The organism is Streptococcus sp. 'group B', from assembly GCF_002073795.1.
Taxonomy (GTDB): domain Bacteria; phylum Bacillota; class Bacilli; order Lactobacillales; family Streptococcaceae; genus Streptococcus; species Streptococcus agalactiae.
The window spans coordinates 1709985-1727911 of record NZ_CP020432.1 but is presented as its reverse complement, the minus strand read 5'-3'; the positions used below and the strand labels follow the sequence as shown (position 1 = coordinate 1727911).

Annotated in this window: 17 protein-coding genes; 11 read left to right on the top strand and 6 right to left on the bottom strand. The window is 36.2% G+C overall.

Annotation, left to right across the window (positions count from 1 at the left end; genetic code table 11):
• Nucleotides 1-191 precede the first annotated feature (191 nt).
• From A6J68_RS08970 to smpB, 5 genes are all read left to right on the top strand, one after another.
• Nucleotides 192-1361 carry a multidrug efflux MFS transporter gene (locus A6J68_RS08970; protein ID WP_000312381.1) on the top strand — a complete coding sequence of 390 codons (1170 nt, stop codon included), beginning with the start codon at nt 192-194 and terminating at the stop codon, nt 1359-1361.
• Nucleotides 1358-1504 (top strand): 50S ribosomal protein L33, encoded by a 147-nt coding sequence (rpmG, locus tag A6J68_RS08965; protein ID WP_001873241.1) that lies wholly within the window; start codon nt 1358-1360, stop codon nt 1502-1504. The genes A6J68_RS08970 and rpmG overlap by 4 nt, the downstream gene beginning before the upstream one ends.
• A 46-nt stretch (nt 1505-1550) precedes the next feature.
• On the top strand, nt 1551-1787 hold the full coding sequence (gene secG / locus A6J68_RS08960; protein WP_000282513.1) for a preprotein translocase subunit SecG: 237 nt from the start codon (nt 1551-1553) through the stop codon (nt 1785-1787).
• A gap of 112 nt (nt 1788-1899) precedes the next feature.
• Complete coding sequence (rnr, locus tag A6J68_RS08955) at nt 1900-4305, top strand: ribonuclease R (protein ID WP_000659924.1); 2406 nt, start codon at nt 1900-1902, stop codon at nt 4303-4305.
• Between the two features lie 2 nt (nt 4306-4307).
• Nucleotides 4308-4775: an SsrA-binding protein SmpB gene (smpB, locus tag A6J68_RS08950; protein WP_000238456.1), complete on the top strand. Its 468-nt coding sequence runs from the start codon at nt 4308-4310 to the stop codon at nt 4773-4775.
• An 83-nt stretch (nt 4776-4858) separates the two neighbouring features.
• On the opposite strand, the gene A6J68_RS08945 is transcribed toward smpB, so the two are convergent.
• The 4 genes from A6J68_RS08945 to A6J68_RS08930 form a co-directional block, all read right to left on the bottom strand.
• Nucleotides 4859-6247, bottom strand: coding sequence for an amino acid permease (locus A6J68_RS08945; RefSeq protein WP_000042126.1), 1389 nt, complete (start codon nt 6245-6247; stop codon nt 4859-4861).
• Between the two features lie 128 nt (nt 6248-6375).
• Nucleotides 6376-7302, bottom strand: a complete 927-nt coding sequence (locus tag A6J68_RS08940; RefSeq protein ID WP_001196763.1) for a glycosyltransferase family 2 protein — start codon at nt 7300-7302, stop codon at nt 6376-6378.
• Nucleotides 7303-7430: 128 nt separating this feature from the next.
• Nucleotides 7431-7823, bottom strand: coding sequence for a VOC family protein (locus A6J68_RS08935; RefSeq protein WP_001116201.1), 393 nt, complete (start codon nt 7821-7823; stop codon nt 7431-7433).
• A gap of 87 nt (nt 7824-7910) precedes the next feature.
• Nucleotides 7911-8585 (bottom strand): NAD(P)H-dependent oxidoreductase, encoded by a 675-nt coding sequence (locus tag A6J68_RS08930; protein WP_000159251.1) that lies wholly within the window; start codon nt 8583-8585, stop codon nt 7911-7913.
• A 266-nt stretch (nt 8586-8851) separates the two neighbouring features.
• Between A6J68_RS08930 and A6J68_RS08925 the strand changes: the two genes are divergently transcribed.
• Nucleotides 8852-9694, top strand: a complete 843-nt coding sequence (locus A6J68_RS08925) for an aldo/keto reductase (RefSeq protein ID WP_000451359.1) — start codon at nt 8852-8854, stop codon at nt 9692-9694.
• A 190-nt stretch (nt 9695-9884) separates the two neighbouring features.
• The gene (locus tag A6J68_RS08920; RefSeq protein ID WP_001234928.1) at nt 9885-10607 is read left to right on the top strand and encodes a pseudouridine synthase; all 723 of its coding nucleotides are present in this window, start codon (nt 9885-9887) and stop codon (nt 10605-10607) included.
• 266 nt (nt 10608-10873) lie between these two features.
• On the opposite strand, the gene A6J68_RS08915 is transcribed toward A6J68_RS08920, so the two are convergent.
• Nucleotides 10874-12040, bottom strand: a complete 1167-nt coding sequence (locus tag A6J68_RS08915; protein WP_105253176.1) for an IS30-like element ISSag9 family transposase — start codon at nt 12038-12040, stop codon at nt 10874-10876.
• A gap of 202 nt (nt 12041-12242) precedes the next feature.
• Here A6J68_RS08915 and A6J68_RS08910 point away from each other — a divergent pair, with 202 nt between their 5' ends.
• Both A6J68_RS08910 and A6J68_RS08905 read left to right on the top strand, forming a co-directional pair.
• Nucleotides 12243-14282: an amidase family protein gene (locus A6J68_RS08910; protein ID WP_000824628.1), complete on the top strand. Its 2040-nt coding sequence runs from the start codon at nt 12243-12245 to the stop codon at nt 14280-14282.
• Nucleotides 14283-14391: 109 nt separating this feature from the next.
• Nucleotides 14392-14970 (top strand): LPXTG cell wall anchor domain-containing protein, encoded by a 579-nt coding sequence (locus A6J68_RS08905; protein WP_001873953.1) that lies wholly within the window; start codon nt 14392-14394, stop codon nt 14968-14970.
• Between the two features lie 33 nt (nt 14971-15003).
• Here A6J68_RS08905 and A6J68_RS08900 read toward each other — a convergent pair whose 3' ends face one another.
• Nucleotides 15004-16245: an aminopeptidase gene (locus tag A6J68_RS08900; RefSeq protein WP_000244050.1), complete on the bottom strand. Its 1242-nt coding sequence runs from the start codon at nt 16243-16245 to the stop codon at nt 15004-15006.
• A gap of 177 nt (nt 16246-16422) precedes the next feature.
• On the opposite strand from A6J68_RS08900, the gene A6J68_RS08895 reads away from it, so the two are divergent.
• Nucleotides 16423-16551, top strand: a complete 129-nt coding sequence (locus A6J68_RS08895; RefSeq protein ID WP_000863865.1) for a DUF4044 domain-containing protein — start codon at nt 16423-16425, stop codon at nt 16549-16551.
• A 60-nt stretch (nt 16552-16611) separates the two neighbouring features.
• A complete protein-coding gene (gene obgE / locus A6J68_RS08890; protein ID WP_000061657.1) occupies nt 16612-17925 on the top strand; it encodes a GTPase ObgE in 1314 nt (437 codons plus the stop codon).
• The last annotated feature ends 2 nt before the right edge of the window (nt 17926-17927 follow it).

The following is a 17927-nucleotide window of genomic DNA, read 5'->3' as shown; positions in this document are numbered from 1 at the left end:
AATTGTGGTATAATAACAGAGGCATGTGATAACATAGGTTTAGTTACATAAAGGAAATTATAATGGAAATAACATCTCAAATAGATGTTAAATCTCAATAAAACTGCTAAGATAGTTAGTGGTAGAAAAGTTTAGAAAGAAGATGATGTTTTATCTCAGTTGAAACGGTTAACTGGAAGCAAAATTTAAAAGTGGCTTGGCTCGGTAATTTTTTTACTGGGGCAAGCTTTTCACTTGTTATGCCTTTTATGGTATTATATGTAGAACAATTAGGAGCACCTAGCAACAAAGTAGAGTGGTATGCAGGCCTATCAGTATCCTTATCAGCCTTGTCTTCAGCTTTAGTTGCCCCATTATGGGGGCGCTTAGCTGATAAATATGGTAGAAAACCGATGATGGTAAGAGCAGGGTTGATGATGACTTTTACTATGGGAGGCCTTGCTTTCATTCATAGTGTTACAGGACTTCTGATTTTACGTATATTAAACGGCATTTTTGCAGGCTATGTACCTAACTCTACAGCTTTGATAGCAAGTCAAGCTCCTCAAGAGGAATCAGGATATGCCTTAGGAACCTTAGCGACAGGAGTGACTGGAGGTATGTTAATTGGTCCACTTTTAGGGGGACTTTTAGCAGAGTGGTTTGGTATTAGGGAAGTTTTTTTATTAGTGGGAACCATATTGTTAATATCTACTTTAATGACCATTTTTATGGTAAAGGAAGATTTCAAACCCATTTCTAACGAAGAAACCATGCCAACTACAGAAGTGTTCAAAAGCGTTAAAAGCTTACAAATTTTAATAGGGCTGTTTGTAACAAGCATGATTATTCAAATTTCTGCACAATCAATTGCACCTATTTTAACACTTTACATTCGTCATTTAGGACAGACTGAAAACTTGATGTTTGTTTCCGGATTAATTGTTTCTGGTATGGGATTCTCTAGTATTCTGAGTAGTCCAAAGCTAGGAAGAATCGGGGATCGCATAGGCAATCATCGTTTGCTATTATTAGCTCTACTGTATAGTTTCCTCATGTATGTCTTATGTTCATTGGCACAGACTTCATTACAGCTAGGGGTTATTAGATTCCTGTATGGTTTTGGAACAGGTGCCTTGATGCCGAGTATTAATTCAATCTTGACTAAAATTGCTCCAAGACAAGGTTTATCAAGGATTTTCAGTTATAACCAAATGTTTAGCAATTTAGGACAAGTATTAGGTCCTTTTGTCGGTTCAGCAGTTTCTATTCATTTAGGATTCCGATGGGTTTTCTTTGTGACTAGCTTCATCGTTTTAGCTAATTTTGTTTGGTGTTTTATTAATTTTAGAAAATATATTAGAGTTAAGGAAATTGTGTGAGAGTTAAAATTAATTTAAAGTGTAGCTCTTGTGGTAGTAAGAATTATTTAACCAGTAAGAATAAAAGTAATCATCCCGATAAAATCGAGGTTCCAAAGTATTGCCCAAAGGAGAGAAAAGTAACACTACATATTGAATCTTAATAAGTTTTATGTTAGAATGTACTTTGACCATAGTGGAGGAATTAACATGTATAACCTATTACTCACCATTCTACTTGTTTTATCAGTATTATTGATTATCTCAATTTTCATGCAACCACAAAAGAATCCAAGTAGTAATGTTTTTGATAGTAGCGGTTCTGAAGCCCTTTTTGAACGTAGTAAAGCTCGAGGATTTGAAGCTTTTATGCAACGTTTTACAGGTGTTTTAGTCTTTTTCTGGCTACTAATCGGCTTAGTATTATCTATTTTATCAAGTCATTAATGATAGCTAAATACAGATAAGTGAGGATGGGGGATAGCCCAACCTCACTTTTTGTTAGTAGAATGGTTGTAGAGTAATAATAAAGTGACTAAAGTTACTAGAAAAGGAAATAATGAAAGAAAAAATTATAAAATATTTGGAAGAACACGGTAAAACCAGCGTTAATGATTTAGCTGCTGCCCTAGATATGGCAGGCGCAAAAGCATTTCCAAAATTAATCAAAACAATCTCAAATTTGGAGAGCCACAGGCAATTAAGATTTGACGATAATGGAAGTCTTTCTCTTCAAAAGAAAGAAGCTAAGAAAAAGGAAATCACAGTAAGGGGTCTTTTTAGAGCAAATAAAGCAGGATTTGGTTTTCTTAGTATTGACCAAGACGAAGATGATATGTTTATCGGAAAAAACGATATTGCTTATGCTATTGATGGTGACACGGTAGAAGCTGTTGTAAAGAAACCAGCGGACCGTCTTAACGGGACTGCAGCAGAAGCGCGTGTTGTTAATATTGTTGAACGTAGTTTAAAGACGCTTGTTGGTAAGTTTGTCTTAGACGATGAGCGCCCTAAATACGCAGGATATATCAAATCGAAAAATCAAAAAATCAATCAAAAGATTTATATACGCAAAGAACCGGTCGTTTTAGACGGAACAGAAATTATCAAAGTAGATATTGATAAATATCCGACACGAGGACATGATTACTTCGTAGCAAGTGTTCGTGATATCGTTGGACATCAAGGAGATGTTGGTATTGATGTTTTAGAAGTCTTGGAAAGTATGGATATCGTCTCAGAATTTCCTGAGGACGTTATTGCAGAAGCCAATGCTATCCCAGATGCTCCAACGGAGAAAGATTTAATTGGGCGTGTTGATTTACGTCAAGAGGTCACTTTCACTATTGATGGAGCGGACGCCAAAGATTTAGACGATGCTGTGCATATTAAATTACTGGATAATGGTCATTTTGAACTTGGAGTTCATATCGCAGATGTATCATACTACGTTACTGAAGGCTCTGCCTTAAATCGTGAAGCACTTAGTCGTGGTACGTCCGTATATGTCACAGATCGCGTTGTACCAATGTTACCAGAGCGTCTATCTAACGGTATATGTTCATTAAATCCAAATCTTGATCGTTTAACGCAGTCTTGTATTATGGAAATTGACCAAAATGGGAGAGTTGTTAATCATCAAATTACACAGTCAGTGATTAATACCACTTATCGTATGACTTATATCGCTGTAAATGATATTATTGCTGGCGATGAGGAAATCTGCTCAGAATATGAGTCTATTGTGTCCTCAGTACAGCATATGGTCACTTTACACCATACTTTGGAAGCTATGCGTACGCGTCGTGGAGCGCTGAATTTTGACACATCTGAAGCAAAAATTATGGTTAATGATAAGGGAATGCCAGTTGATATTGTTATTCGCAACAGAGGCATTGCTGAACGCATGATTGAGTCATTTATGTTGGCGGCAAATGAAACGGTTGCTGAACATTATGCTCGTCTAAAACTGCCATTTATTTATCGTATACACGAAGAGCCTAAAGCTGAAAAATTACAAAAATTCATCGATTATGCTTCTGTTTTCGGTGTTCAGATTCAAGGAACAGCAACTAAAATCACCCAATCTGCTTTACAGGACTTTATGAAAAAAGTACAAGGGCAGCCAGGAAGTGAAGTGTTATCTATGATGTTATTGCGCTCGATGCAACAAGCTAGATATTCTGAACACAACCATGGACATTATGGACTTGCTGCGGAATATTACACTCACTTTACTAGCCCCATTCGACGTTATCCAGACTTGTTAGTTCATCGTATGATTCGTGATTATGATGATAAAGCGATGGATAAAGCTGATCATTTTGCTAACCTTATCCCAGAAATTGCAACTCAAACGTCTAGTCTTGAGAGACGTGCCATTGATGCTGAACGTATTGTAGAGGCAATGAAGAAAGCCGAATATATGGAAGAATATGTTGGTGAGGAATTTGAAGGTGTGGTTGCAAGCGTTGTTAAATTTGGTATGTTTGTAGAATTACCAAATACTATTGAAGGATTGATTCACGTAACGACCTTGCCTGAATATTATCACTTTAATGAACGTACGCTGACGCTTCAAGGTGAGAAATCTGGGAAAGTTTTCCGTGTTGGTCAACAAATTAAGGTTAAGTTGATTCGTTCTGATAAGGAAACTGGTGATATCGATTTTGATTATTTACCATCAGATTTTGATATTGTTGAAAAGGTAAGTAAAAGCTCGCGTGAGGGTCGTCCTAATAGAAGTTCTAAACGAGAACATCAGCATAGAATTTCTGATCGTGATAATAAGAATAAAAATACATCTAAGAAAAAAGCATCTCGAAAACCCAAAAGGAACTCGGATAGCAAATCACATCATCATAAAGACGATAGAACAACAGGTTCAACCAAGAAAAAAACGAAAAAACCTTTCTATAAAGGCGTTGCTAAGAAAGGTCAGAAACGGAAATCTAAGAAAGGTTAAGTATGGTTAAAGGTCAAGGAAACGTTGTAGCACAAAATAAAAAAGCGCATCACGACTATACTATCGTTGAAACAATAGAAGCAGGAATTGTTTTGACAGGAACAGAAATCAAAAGTGTCCGCGCAGCGCGTATTACATTGAAAGATGGATATGCACAAATAAAAAATGGTGAAGCGTGGTTGATTAATGTTCATATTACACCATATGATCAAGGTAACATATGGAATCAAGATCCTGATCGTACACGAAAGTTATTACTAAAAAAACGTGAGATTGAAAAAATATCAAATGAACTGAAAGGGACTGGTATGACTCTGGTACCTCTAAAAGTTTACTTAAAAGATGGTTTTGCTAAAGTTCTATTGGGTTTGGCAAAAGGAAAACATGATTATGATAAGCGAGAGTCTATCAAACGTCGTGAGCAAAACCGTGATATTGCCCGTCAGTTAAAAAACTATAATTCACGATGATTATCAAAAGGTTAGGGAATTGCCTAACCTTTTTTGGACGAAAAAAGTGAAGTTGATTGACCAACTTCACTAATAATATAGACTTAATGTGATTTATGTTTGAAGTGACTATATAAACCAAATCCAATAATCCAGATGGTTGCTCCAATAGCCCCGATGTATGTTGAATCTTGCAAGAAGAGAGAAACGAATACAAAGAGGAAGAAGAGAAGTGTGATTGGTGAAAGGATTTTGTAGGCAGGCATTTTATAACCATCTTCCATAAAATCAGGTGATTTACGATATTTCCAATGTGCAATCATAATAAGAACATAGATAGAAATGTAAACACCAGAAGATGATGCAGTAATTAAGGAGAAGGCATCTGAAATACCAGGTAAAACACTGATAAGTGCTGAAGCTCCAACGATTACAGCTGATGCAATAATAGCTCGACTTGGAACGCTTTGACGAGATAATTGGTCTAATTTTAACGCTTTTGTAAGAGCATTTGGTGATTCATTAGCCAATTGGAATAAATGACGCCCTGTTGAGTACAAAGTAGAATTAAGAGCAGATGCTGCAGACGTTAGGACAACAAAGTTAATCAAAGCGGCAGCCCACTTAATCCCAGCTAGTTTGAATACTGTAACGAAAGGTGACTCATTAACTGGTAACTGTTGCCATGGGAAGATGGCCATAATTGCTAATAATGAACCTGCGTAGAATAAAATAATACGCATCGGAATTTCTTGGATTGCTTTTGGTAAAACTTTACGTGGATTAGCTGTTTCAGAAGTTGTTACTCCGACAAATTCAATAGCTAAATAAGCAAAGAATACCATTTGGAAAGCCATGAAGAAATTCAATTTACCTTTAGGGAACCATTCAAAATGATTGGTGATATTTGAGATTGAAGCATGGTATCCGTGACCGGTGTCAAAGTTTGTCAATACCATAAAGATACCGGTTGCTATTAAACCAAGAATTGCAATAACTTTTATCATAGCAAACCAAAACTCGGTTTCTCCGAATGCTTTTACAGCAATTAAGTTGATAGAACTTAGGATAGCTAAAAAAACAATTTGGATAATCCAGGATGGCCATTCAGGGAACCAAAATTGAACATACTCTCCTACGGCTGTAATCTCTGCCATACCGATAAATATTAGGGAAATCCAATAAGAAAGTGTTGAGAAAAATCCCCAACCGGGTCCTAAATATTTGGTAATGAAATTAATAAAAGTATGCTGATTTGGATCTTGATAAAGCATCTCTCCAATAGCACGCATCATGAAGAACATGAAAGCGCCAGTGATAGCATAGACAAGAACTATTGAAGGACCCGTCAGGCTAATTGAACGACCTGCACCAAGAAAAAGCCCAGTTCCGATTGTCCCTGCAATCGCAATTAACTGTACGTGACGATTTTCTAGGCCGCGTACCATACCATTCTCAGATTTTTGAGTGTGGTCATTATTATTTTTTGACATTATAAATACTCCATCTATTTTTGAAAAACTCCTTCATTATATAATTTTTTTGCAAAATTCGCAATAATTACTATACAATATTTTTCTATGATAAAATCTCCTAGCTAAGTGAGCTAAGAGATTTCAATTCATCCCTCTTCCTTGACAATATAGACTGGGCGTTTTTTAGTTTCTAGGAAAATCTTAGAGATGTATTTGCCTATAATTCCTAGCGACAATAACTGAATACCACCCATAAAAAGTACAATGGTAACTGTGCTTGCCCAACCTGAAACGGGATCCCCAAATAGTAATTTTCGAATTATAATAAAAATGATAGCTAAAAGTGATAGTACTGAACTAAGGGTTCCAATCCAGGTAGCTATAGCTAATGGAATTTCTGAGAAGTTGATGAAACCGTCTAGAGAGTATTTTAAGAGATTAAAGAAACTCCATGAGGTCTTACCCGCAATTCGTTCTCGATTCTCATAACTAATATAAGCGACATCATATCCAATCCAGGAAAAAATCCCTTTTGAGAAGCGATTCACTTCATTTAGCTCGAGAATACTGTCAACAACTTGTTTTGTCATGAGACGAAAATCACGCGCACCATCAACCATTTTAGTATCTGACACTTGATTGATTAATTTATAAAAAAGCTTGGCAAAAAGAGAGCGTATCAACGGCTCCCCTTTACGATCTTTTCGCCTTGTAGCGACAATATCATAACCTTCTTGAAGTTTTAGGTACATTTCTGGTAATAAAGTGGGTGGATCTTGCAAGTCAACATCCATAACAGTGATAAAATCACCAGTAGTATGTTCTAAACCAGCCAATAAAGCAGCATCTTTACCAAAATGGCGTGAAAATGAAAGGTAATGAACATTGTCAAATTGTTTAGCTGCTTTCTTAAGAAGTTCGAGTGTACGATCGGTAGAACCATCGTTTACGAAAATATATTCAAAATGGGTGTAACGAGCCATTTCGGATTCAACTTTTTTGATTTCTGTTAAAAAAGTTGAGACAGTCTCTTGTTCATTATAACAAGGGACAATAACTGATAATAAAGCCATTTGTAATTCTCCGTATCATTCTTGCTTAAATTTTAACATAATATGGGAAAAAATAGAAAGATTATAAGGTAATCATAAAAAGGACTAGGTTTTTGCCTCAGTCCTTAACTTAATATGATGAGATGTTATTAGTCAGCTTTAAATTGACTGAGTCGAATAACTTCAATTTTATAGCCATCTGGATCTTGAATAAAGTAGAACATATTAGGTTTACCTGGTAATCCAGAAATTTTTGTTACAGAGTAACCTGCTTTCTGATGGGCATCATAAGTAGTTTCCAAATCGTCTACACCAACAGCAATGTGACCATACCCATTTCCTAAATCATAAGCTTCGTGATCATAGTTATAGGTTAACTCTAATTCGTAACTAGGGTCGTCCTCTAGGGACATATAGACTAAAGTAAATTGATTTTCAGGAAAGTCATTACGACGAACTTCCTTAAAACCAAGTGCTTCTTGATAAAAAGCAATTGAGGCGTCCAAATCTTTAACGCGAATACAAGTATGTAAAAATGGCATAGTCTCTCTCCTATTTCTTTATTAAACGTATTATGTCAAAATAAAATTATCTTTTCAAAAATATTGATTATAAATTAGGCTGTCTATTTACTCAACCCAAGTAATGACCTCTTGACGTTCTTTCCTAGCACGGGAATGTTTAGGTTCACGCAAACGATAACCAAATGAAACCATACAAGAAATAGCTTCTTTCTTATCGTCTATTAACCCTTCTTTACTAAGAATATTATTGACCTTTTCATAGTCAAATCCTTCAATTGGGCATGAATCTACGCCGATCATAGCAGCAGCCGTCATCATATTACCAAGTGCGATATAAGTTTGTTTTGCTGTCCAATCCCAAAGAGAACGTTCAGAATCAATTTTCATATCGTTTTCTTGGAAGGATTTGTAGAGAGGTATCCTACTCTCAAGGGCGGCTGGATCACCTAGACCACGTCGAATGAGACTGTTAATCATGCTATCAGCGTTATAATAAGCACCTTTTTCAGCTAGTAGTAAAACAAAGTGACTAGCAGTATCTAGTTGATATTGTGCTCCCCAAGCAACTTCCTTAAGTTTATCTCGAAATTTTGCAATTGTTTGTCTATCTAGTACTAAAAATCGCCAGCCTTCTAAACCGACTGAAGAAGGACTCAACCAAGCAGTGTCTAAAATATACTCCATATCTTCTTTAGGAATATCATTATTATTATAAACACGAATCGCCATACGAAAATCAAAAGCTCTTCGAACTTGTTTTTTGATATCTTCTTTTGTCATTTTAGATCCTCCTGTTATTAATGCTATCATATCACAATTTAGAAAAAATCTCAGCAGGCGGTATCGTGGCAAAGTAGAGCTACAAAATTCTAATGACTGTCAGAAAAATAAAGGGAATGAACAAAATGATAGGGTTTTGATGAAGAAAGTTATATAATTTTACATAAGGAGGGGATAATACCATATATCAAACTATCATTTAGATGTTTAAAATAGATGTTTTTCACTATGAAATTCATTTTTGTCACATAGAAAAGGAGATTGTTATGGAAACATATACTCTATCGAATACTCTTAACATTCCTAAAATTGGTTTTGGGACATGGCAACTAACTGAAGGTGAAGAAGCTTATAAAGCAGTGACTCATGCTTTAAAAGTTGGTTATACTCATATTGATACTGCTCAGATTTATGGTAATGAACATAGTGTTGGACGTGCTATAAGAGACAGTGGTTTGGCGCGAGAAAGTATCTTTTTGACAACTAAGATTTGGAATGACAAACATGACTATCATTTAGCCAAAGCTTCTATTGATGAATCTCTGCAGAAATTAGGTGTTGATTATATTGATCTTCTTTTGATTCATTGGCCAAATCCAAAAGCTCTTCGTGAAAATGATGCGTGGAAAGCTGGGAATGCAGGCACTTGGAAAGCGATGGAAGAAGCTTATAAAGAAGGAAAGGTAAAAGCTATTGGTGTTTCGAATTTCATGAAACATCACTTAGAGGCTTTATTTGAAACCGCCGAAATAAAACCTATGGTTAATCAAATTATCCTAGCACCAGGTTGTGCTCAAGAAGATTTGGTTCGCTTCTGTAAAGGAAATGATATCTTATTAGAAGCTTACAGTCCATTTGGAACAGGTACTATTTTTGAAAATGAATCTATAAAAGCTATTGCTGAAAAATATGGTAAATCAGTTGCACAAGTAGCTCTTCGCTGGTCACTTGATAATGGCTTTTTACCATTACCTAAGTCAGCGACTCCCAAAAATATTGAAGCAAACCTTGATATTTTTGATTTTCAATTAAACGAAGATGATATTGCTACCTTAATACAACTAGATTCAGGTATTAAACCCAAAGATCCAGATAATGTCTCATTTTAATAAGAAAAGATGGAAATGTATTTCCATCTTTTTTATGTGGGATAGTTCCTTAAAGTTAAGAAAAACATTAAGACCTCCATTGACGAGGAGAATATATTAATGATAGTATTACTAGAAAAGTAGTAATAAAGGATGAGTATGGTAAAATCCTTTACAATATATCATTATCGAAAGAGGTTATAACATCTAAATGAGACTTGATAAATTTTTAGTAGAATGCGGACTTGGTTCACGTACTCAAGTCAAATTAATATTGAAAAAAAAGCAGATTAGTGTTAATAGTAATAGCGAGACATCTCCAAAAGTACAGGTAGATGAATATAGAGATGAGATTAAATATAATGGAACTCTAGTGTCATATGAAAAGTTTGTTTATTATATGCTTCATAAACCCAAAGGTGTTATATCAGCAACGGATGATCCTTCGCATAAAACCGTATTAGATTTGCTAGACAAAACTGCTCGAGATAAAGCTGTTTTTCCAGTGGGGCGTTTAGATATTGATACAACAGGCCTTTTGTTAATAACTAATAATGGGGAATTAGCGCATAAAATGTTATCACCTAAAAAACACGTTGATAAATGCTATGAGGCAAAAATCTCAGGGATAATGACAGAAGACGATATTTTGGCATTTGATAAAGGGATTATTCTGAAAGATTTTACTTGTTTACCAGCATTATTAGAAATTGTGGAAGTAAATCAGGTGAAGAAGCAGAGTCTTGTTAAAATCACTATTAAGGAAGGAAAATTCCATCAAGTTAAACGTATGGTTGCTGCGTGTGGCAAGGAAGTCTTAGAGCTAAAGCGTCTAAGTATGGGAAATCTACAATTAGATAAACAGCTAGAAAGTGGACAATGGAGACGGCTAACAATAAAAGAAATAGAAAAATTAGAAAAACATATGCAATAATATAAAATAAGCTAAATTCTCAAAGTAAGTTCCACCTCTAGTAGAAATGGAATTTAGTCTGATAAAAACCAATAAAAACCAACGAAAATCCGTCTCAGACTAAGTTCCGTTGGTTTTTATAATACTTGATTTCATAGGTTTTCAGAGTTAAAAATCGCAAAAAAAGGGTACAAGAAAACATCCTCATCTGAAAGCGTTTCAGATTAAGTTCCGCTATGGTTGAAGTTAGTGTGAGACGTTTAGGTTGTATCAGTTAGTTGATTAGGTTAGATTTTGTCTTTTAATAGTTTGGGAGATTGGCAGACGTCTTCCGCAGTAATTTCCTCAATACCGAGTATACTTGCGATGTCTTTTCCGTAAGTAAAAGAGAATAGCTCATAAGCCGTTTTACCATTTAGAGCCTGTCTCTTAACGCTGTTGATATGAGATAGTGCCAGATTAATGTCCTCTTGAGTCAAGTTGTCGAAGGAAGTCCCCTTAGGTAGTATGTCTCTCACGAGGGTATGATTCTTCTCGATTCTTGCTTTCTGGTCAGACCGATTAGGGTCACAAAAGAAGAGTTGAGACTGTCCACAAACATCTATCTCAATATCATCCACTCTAGCGAATTTCCCACCATTATCCGTTAGGATAACAGGAAAGAGTTCGAAGAAGTCTCTCTTGTTATCATAGAGTGTCCTCTTAATGACCTGTATGTGTTTAGCAGTTTCGATAGCTGTCTTAGAATCCATCAGTTTGGCAAAGATGAAGTTACAGAAGGCGACATTGAAGGTGAGAAGGACCTTTCCACCAATCCGTCCAATAACCGTGTCCATTTCAAGCCAGGAGTTCAGCTCTGATTGGTTCATGTGTTCTATAAAATCCTCGTACCGTCGCCCTTCTTTAATCGCTTTTGGAATAGGAGGGAGTGTGCTCTTTCGCCTTTTTTTGAACTTCACAGCTCTGGGTAGGTCGATTGGTATGATGGATAGGTAGCCTTTCTTGATGTGTCGATAAACGGTTGAAGAACTCACTTCTAGATCGTTGGTTTTGAGGATATGATAGATACGTTGGCCCTTCTTAACCCCATTAGAAAGCACTCTATCTATTTTCCAGAAGGTCTCTTTGTTCAAAGGGATTCCTTCTCTAGATTCAACTAAAAGTTTTTCATAGTTTCTTTGAGCTTGCTTAGCAAGATAGAAGGTCTTCTTGTAACCACAGTTGATCCTTCTCTTTGGACACCCATTACAAACATAGGGAGCTTTTCTTAGTAGCGGACAGTCTAGGCAGTCTTTGGTTGATTCTCTTAGTTGCTTATTTCGTTTGACTTCTTTTGCGATAGTAGTAGGGTGTTTCGGTAGATTAAGCCCGATGGCTTTAAAGGTTTCTCCTCTATCCAAACCAGATTGGATGTCATTACGGTCTGAGAGAGTTAGGTGTTTGTGTTTTGTCATGATGGATAAACTCATTTCTAACCCAAACGTCTCAGACTTAATTCCACCATAAAAATCCTTTTCACACTAACTTCCGGTTTTGGAGGGCAGACGGAACTTACTTTGAGAAATTACTTAATATAAAATAACAGTTAATATTTTAGCAATTTGATAACACTTAGATTATAATGTAAACGTATACTTTTTTAGATTGGAAGATGAAATGAAACGTAAATACTTTGTTCTTAATACGGTGACGGTTTTAACGTTAGCTACTGCAATGAATACTAGCAGTAGCTATGCTAATAGTACTGAGACAAGTGCTTCAGTAGCTCCTACTACAAATACTATCGTTCAAACTAATGACAGTAATCCTACCGCAAAATTTGCATCAGAATCAGGACAATCTGTAATAGGTCAAGTAAAACCAGCTAATTCTGCGGCGCTTACAACAGTTGACACGCCTCATATTTCAGCTCCAGATGCTTTAAAAACAACTCAATCAAGTCCTGTCGTTGAGAGTCCTTCTACTAAGTTAACTGAAGAGACATACAAACAAAAAGATGGTCAAGATTTAGCCAACATGGTGAGAAGTGGTCAAGTTACTAGTGAGGAACTCGTCAATATGGCATACGATATTATCGCTAAAGAAAACCCATCTTTAAATGCAGTCATTACTACTAGACGCCAAGAAGCCATTGAAGAGGCTAGAAAACTTAAAGATACTAATCAGCCGTTTTTAGGTGTTCCCTTGTTAGTCAAGGGGTTAGGGCACAGTATTAAAGGTGGTGAAACCAATAATGGCTTGATCTATGCAGATGGAAAAATTAGCACATTTGACAGTAGCTATGTCAAAAAATATAAAGATTTAGGATTTATTATTTTAGGACAAACGAATTTTCCAGAGTATGGGTGGCGTAATATAACAGACTCTAAATTATACGGTCCAACGCATAATCCTTGGAATCTTGCTCATAACGCTGGTGGCTCTTCTGGTGGAAGTGCAGCAGCTATTGCTAGCGGAATGACGCCAATTGCTAGCGGCAGTGATGCTGGTGGTTCTATCCGTATTCCATCTTCTTGGACGGGCTTAGTAGGTTTAAAACCAACAAGAGGATTGGTGAGTAATGAAAAGCCAGATTCGTATAGTACAGCAGTTCATTTTCCATTAACTAAGTCATCTAGAGACGCAGAAACATTGTTAACTTACCTAAAGAAAAGCGATCAAACGCTAGTATCAGTTAATGATTTAAAATCTTTACCAATTGCTTATACTTTGAAATCACCAATGGGAACAGAAGTTAGTCAAGATGCTAAAAATGCTATTATGGACAACGTCACATTCTTAAGAAAACAAGGATTCAAAGTGACAGAGATAGATTTACCAATTGATGGTAGAGCATTAATGCGTGATTATTCAACCTTGGCTATTGGCATGGGAGGAGCTTTTTCAACAATTGAAAAAGACTTAAAAAAACATGGTTTTACTAAAGAAGACGTTGATCCCATTACTTGGGCAGTTCATGTTATTTATCAAAATTCAGATAAGGCTGAACTTAAGAAATCTATTGTGGAAGCCCAAAAACATATGGATGATTATCGTAAGGCAATGGAGAAGCTTCACAAGCAATTTCCTATTTTCTTATCGCCAACGACCGCAAGTTTAGCCCCTCTAAATACAGATCCATATGTAACAGAGAAAGATAAAAGAGCGATTTATAATATGGAAAACTTGAGCCAAGAAGAAAGAATTGCTCTCTTTAATCGCCAGTGGGAGCCTATGTTGCGTAGAACACCTTTTACACCAATTGCTAATATGACAGGACTCCCAGCTATCAGTATCCCGACTTACTTATCTGAGTCTGGTTTACCCATAGGGACGATGTTAATGGCAGGTGCAAACTATGATATGGTATTAATTAAATTTGCAACTTTCTTTGAAAAACATCATGGTTTTAATGTTAAATGGCAAAGAATAATAGATAAAGAAGTGAAACCATCTGCTGACCTAATACAGCCTACTAACTCCCTCTTTAAAGCTCATTCATCATTAGTAAATTTAGAAGAAAATTCACAAGTTACTCAAGTATCTATCTCTAAAAAATGGATGAAATCGTCTGTTAAAAATAAACCATCCGTAATGGCATATCAAAAAGCACTTCCTAAAACAGGTGATACAGAATCAAGTCTATCTCCAGTTTTAGTAGTAACCCTTTTATTAGCTTGTTTTAGCTTTGTAACAAAAAAGAATCAGAAAAGTTGATTGTAATGTAAAATAATTCCTATTTTTCACTTTTTAGTATCATATTTTCGATTTTTATGTTGTAATAAATTATAATGAAGATGTAAGGAATTATAAAATAGGAAATAATATGAAAGTGAAAAATAAGATTTTAACGATGGTAGCACTTACTGTCTTAACATGTGCTACTTATTCATCAATCGGTTATGCTGATACAAGTGATAAGAATACTGACACGAGTGTCGTGACTACGACCTTATCTGAGGAGAAAAGATCAGATGAACTAGACCAGTCTAGTACTGGTTCTTCTTCTGAAAATGAATCAAGTTCATCAAGTGAACCAGAAACAAATCCCTCAACTAATCCACCTACAACAGAACCATCGCAACCCTCACCTAGTGAAGAGAACAAGCCTGATGGGAGCACGAAGACAGAAATTGGCAATAATAAGGATATTTCTAGTGGAACAAAAGTATTAATTTCAGAAGATAGTATTAAGAATTTTAGTAAAGCAAGTAGTGATCAAGAAGAAGTGGATCGCGATGAATCATCATCTTCAAAAGCAAATGATGAGAAAAAAGGCCACAGTAAGCCTAAAAAGGAACTTCCTAAAACAGGAGATAGCCACTCAGATACTGTAATAGCATCTACGGGAGGGATTATTCTGTTATCATTAAGTCTTTACAATAAGAAAATGAAACTTTATTAAATATAAAAAGGAGGACTAACCTCCTTTTTATATTTAAATAGCCCATTCGCCATTTCTAAAGATTGGGACAGCAGTTCCATCTGCACGAATACCATCAATATCCATTTGTTCTGAACCAATCATAAAATCAACATGTGTTGAAGAACGATTTAAACCAGCTTCATCCAATTCTTGACTTGTCATTTCTGTTCCTCCTTCTACATTGAAGGCATATGCAGATCCAATAGCGAGGTGATTAGAGGCATTTTCATCGAATAAAGTATTAAAGAAAATTAGTCCAGACAGTGAAATTGGTGTTTTATGTGGGACAAGTGCAACTTCCCCAAGCGATCTTGCCCCATCATTTTCCTCGATCAAGCGTTGGATTGTTTCTTGCCCTTTTTCTGCAGTGACATTGATAATTTTACCGTCTTTAAAAGTAAACGTCATATTTTCGATAATAACGCCAGCATAACTGAGAGGTTTTGTACTTGTCACATACCCATCTGCACGACGGTAATCAGGTGCTGAAAAGATTTCTTCAGTAGGCATATTAGCGATAAAAGTCTCTCCCTGAGCGTTGAGACTACCGGCTGCCTCCCAAATGTGATTTTTAGGCATACCAAGCGTTAAATCTGTACCTGGTGCGGTATAATGAAGAGCATCAAATTGTTCTTGATTTAGTCTAGTAGCTTTTTCTAATAATTTAGCTTCATGTGCATCCCAAGCAGCAATAGGATTATCTTCATAAATACGATTTAATTTGAAAATGGTATCCCAAAGAGCATCAACTTGTTGGTCGCTTGTTTTTAATTCTGGGAAGACAAGTGCAGCCCATTCTCTACCAGCAGCTGCAGCCACGTTCCAAGATACTTTATTAGCTTGTATTGCTCTACTTTGTTCCTCTAAGGCAATAGCGGTTGCTCTAGTTGTTTTAGATAAACGTTTAGGATCAACAGTAGCGAAAGCGTTAGGGTTAGAAGATTTCACAACTAATCGACTAGCCTTCTTATTTAATAGCGCTAAAGATTTATCAACGGTATACTGTGGAACATTCGTGAGAACTTCGTCTGAAGCATGAAGTAGTCGCTGGCGCGTGATAAAATCATCTGTATAATCAACAATAACTTCACTTGCTCCCTTTTCATAAGCGACTTCAGTTAAAAGCCTTGCTAAGTGGACTTGTTCCACATCGATTGTTAAAGCGAGAGTGTGCCCTTTTTGGACATTTAAACCTTTAGAAATAATTAATTGGGCATATTTTTTTAAAAGGTTGTCGAAATCTTGTAAAACCATACTAGCTCCTTTAAATTTACTATTTTTTATAATTTATCATAAACTCTTATAAAGCACAAGGAAATATGGAAGCGATTTAATAAAGATATATTTAAGCTAACGGTTTGTAGTTTGCGAAATAAGACGTTTCGTGTTAATATAGACTTAACTATATATTCAGTAAATGAGGTGACATGAGTGGCTTTTGGAGATAACGGACAACGAAAAAAAACTGGGTTTGAAAAACTAACTCTTTTTGTTGTTATTTTGATGGTACTAGTAACAGTTGGTGGTTTGGTATTTGGTGCTATTAGTGCAATCATGTAATGAGAAACGCTGTAAAGCGTTTTTTTATACTGAATAGAATAAAGAATAGGAATTTTAGAAATGAGTATGTTTTTAGATACTGCCAAAATTAGTGTTAAGGCAGGTCGCGGTGGTGATGGCATGGTTGCTTTTCGCCGTGAGAAATATGTCCCCAATGGAGGCCCGTGGGGCGGTGATGGCGGTAAAGGCGGATCGGTCATTTTTAAAGTAAACGAAGGTTTACGAACTTTGATGGATTTTCGATATAACCGTAATTTTAAAGCAAAAGCTGGTGAAAAAGGGATGACTAAAGGTATGCACGGTCGAGGTGCAGAAGACCTTATTGTGTCATTACCACCTGGAACAACTGTTCGTGATGCTAATACAGGTAAGGTTATTACCGACCTTGTGGAGCATGATCAGGAATTCGTTGTAGCCAGAGGTGGCCGCGGTGGTCGTGGAAATATTCGCTTTGCAACCCCACGTAATCCAGCTCCTGAAATTGCTGAAAATGGGGAGCCTGGCGAAGAACGTGAATTACAATTAGAATTAAAAATTTTGGCTGATGTTGGTCTCGTTGGTTTCCCATCAGTTGGGAAGTCGACGCTACTTAGTGTTGTTTCAGCAGCAAAGCCTAAAATTGGTGCCTATCATTTTACGACAATTGTCCCTAATTTAGGGATGGTTCGTACAAAATCAGGTGATAGCTTTGCAATGGCTGATCTCCCTGGTTTGATTGAAGGGGCTAGTCAAGGTGTCGGATTAGGAACTCAGTTCCTTAGACATATTGAGCGTACACGTGTTATTCTACATGTTATTGATATGTCGGCAAGTGAAGGACGAGACCCTTACGATGACTATATTTCAATTAATAATGAGTTGGAAACTTACAATCTTCGATTGATGGAACGTCCGCAAATTATTGTTGCCAATAAAATGGATATGCCTGATTCAGAAGAGAATTTGGCAGCATTCAAAGAAAAATTAGCTGCAAACTATGATGAGTTTGATGACATGCCTATGATTTTTCCAATTTCAAGTTTAGCACATCAAGGACTAGAGAACCTTATGGATGCGACGGCTAAATTATTAGCCAATACAGAAGAGTTTCTTCTTTATGACGAAACTGACATGCAAGAAGATGAAGCATACTATGGATTTAACGAAGATGAACGTCCATTTGAGATTACACGTGATGATGATGCAACGTGGGTATTGTATGGTGATAAGCTAGAAAAACTCTTTGTTATGACAAATATGGAACGCGATGAATCAATAATGAAATTTGCTCGTCAGTTACGTGGTATGGGCGTTGATGAAGCACTTCGAGAGCGCGGAGCTAAGGATGGAGATATTGTTCGTATAGGTAACTTCGAATTTGAATTTGTAGATTAATG

What these genes read in the sequence shown, in the direction of transcription:
- secG (WP_000282513.1), top strand. Translation starts at nt 1,551, where the DNA reads ATGTATAACCTATTACTCACCATTCTACTTGTTTTATCAGTATTATTG.
- rnr (WP_000659924.1), top strand. Translation starts at nt 1,900, where the DNA reads ATGAAAGAAAAAATTATAAAATATTTGGAAGAACACGGTAAAACCAGC.
- smpB (WP_000238456.1), top strand. Translation starts at nt 4,308, where the DNA reads ATGGTTAAAGGTCAAGGAAACGTTGTAGCACAAAATAAAAAAGCGCAT.
- A6J68_RS08945 (WP_000042126.1), bottom strand. Translation starts at nt 6,247, where the DNA reads ATGTCAAAAAATAATAATGACCACACTCAAAAATCTGAGAATGGTATG.
- A6J68_RS08940 (WP_001196763.1), bottom strand. Translation starts at nt 7,302, where the DNA reads ATGGCTTTATTATCAGTTATTGTCCCTTGTTATAATGAACAAGAGACT.
- A6J68_RS08935 (WP_001116201.1), bottom strand. Translation starts at nt 7,823, where the DNA reads ATGCCATTTTTACATACTTGTATTCGCGTTAAAGATTTGGACGCCTCA.
- A6J68_RS08930 (WP_000159251.1), bottom strand. Translation starts at nt 8,585, where the DNA reads ATGACAAAAGAAGATATCAAAAAACAAGTTCGAAGAGCTTTTGATTTT.
- A6J68_RS08925 (WP_000451359.1), top strand. Translation starts at nt 8,852, where the DNA reads ATGGAAACATATACTCTATCGAATACTCTTAACATTCCTAAAATTGGT.
- A6J68_RS08920 (WP_001234928.1), top strand. Translation starts at nt 9,885, where the DNA reads ATGAGACTTGATAAATTTTTAGTAGAATGCGGACTTGGTTCACGTACT.
- A6J68_RS08915 (WP_105253176.1), bottom strand. Translation starts at nt 12,040, where the DNA reads ATGACAAAACACAAACACCTAACTCTCTCAGACCGTAATGACATCCAA.
- A6J68_RS08910 (WP_000824628.1), top strand. Translation starts at nt 12,243, where the DNA reads ATGAAACGTAAATACTTTGTTCTTAATACGGTGACGGTTTTAACGTTA.
- A6J68_RS08905 (WP_001873953.1), top strand. Translation starts at nt 14,392, where the DNA reads ATGAAAGTGAAAAATAAGATTTTAACGATGGTAGCACTTACTGTCTTA.
- A6J68_RS08900 (WP_000244050.1), bottom strand. Translation starts at nt 16,245, where the DNA reads ATGGTTTTACAAGATTTCGACAACCTTTTAAAAAAATATGCCCAATTA.
- obgE (WP_000061657.1), top strand. Translation starts at nt 16,612, where the DNA reads ATGAGTATGTTTTTAGATACTGCCAAAATTAGTGTTAAGGCAGGTCGC.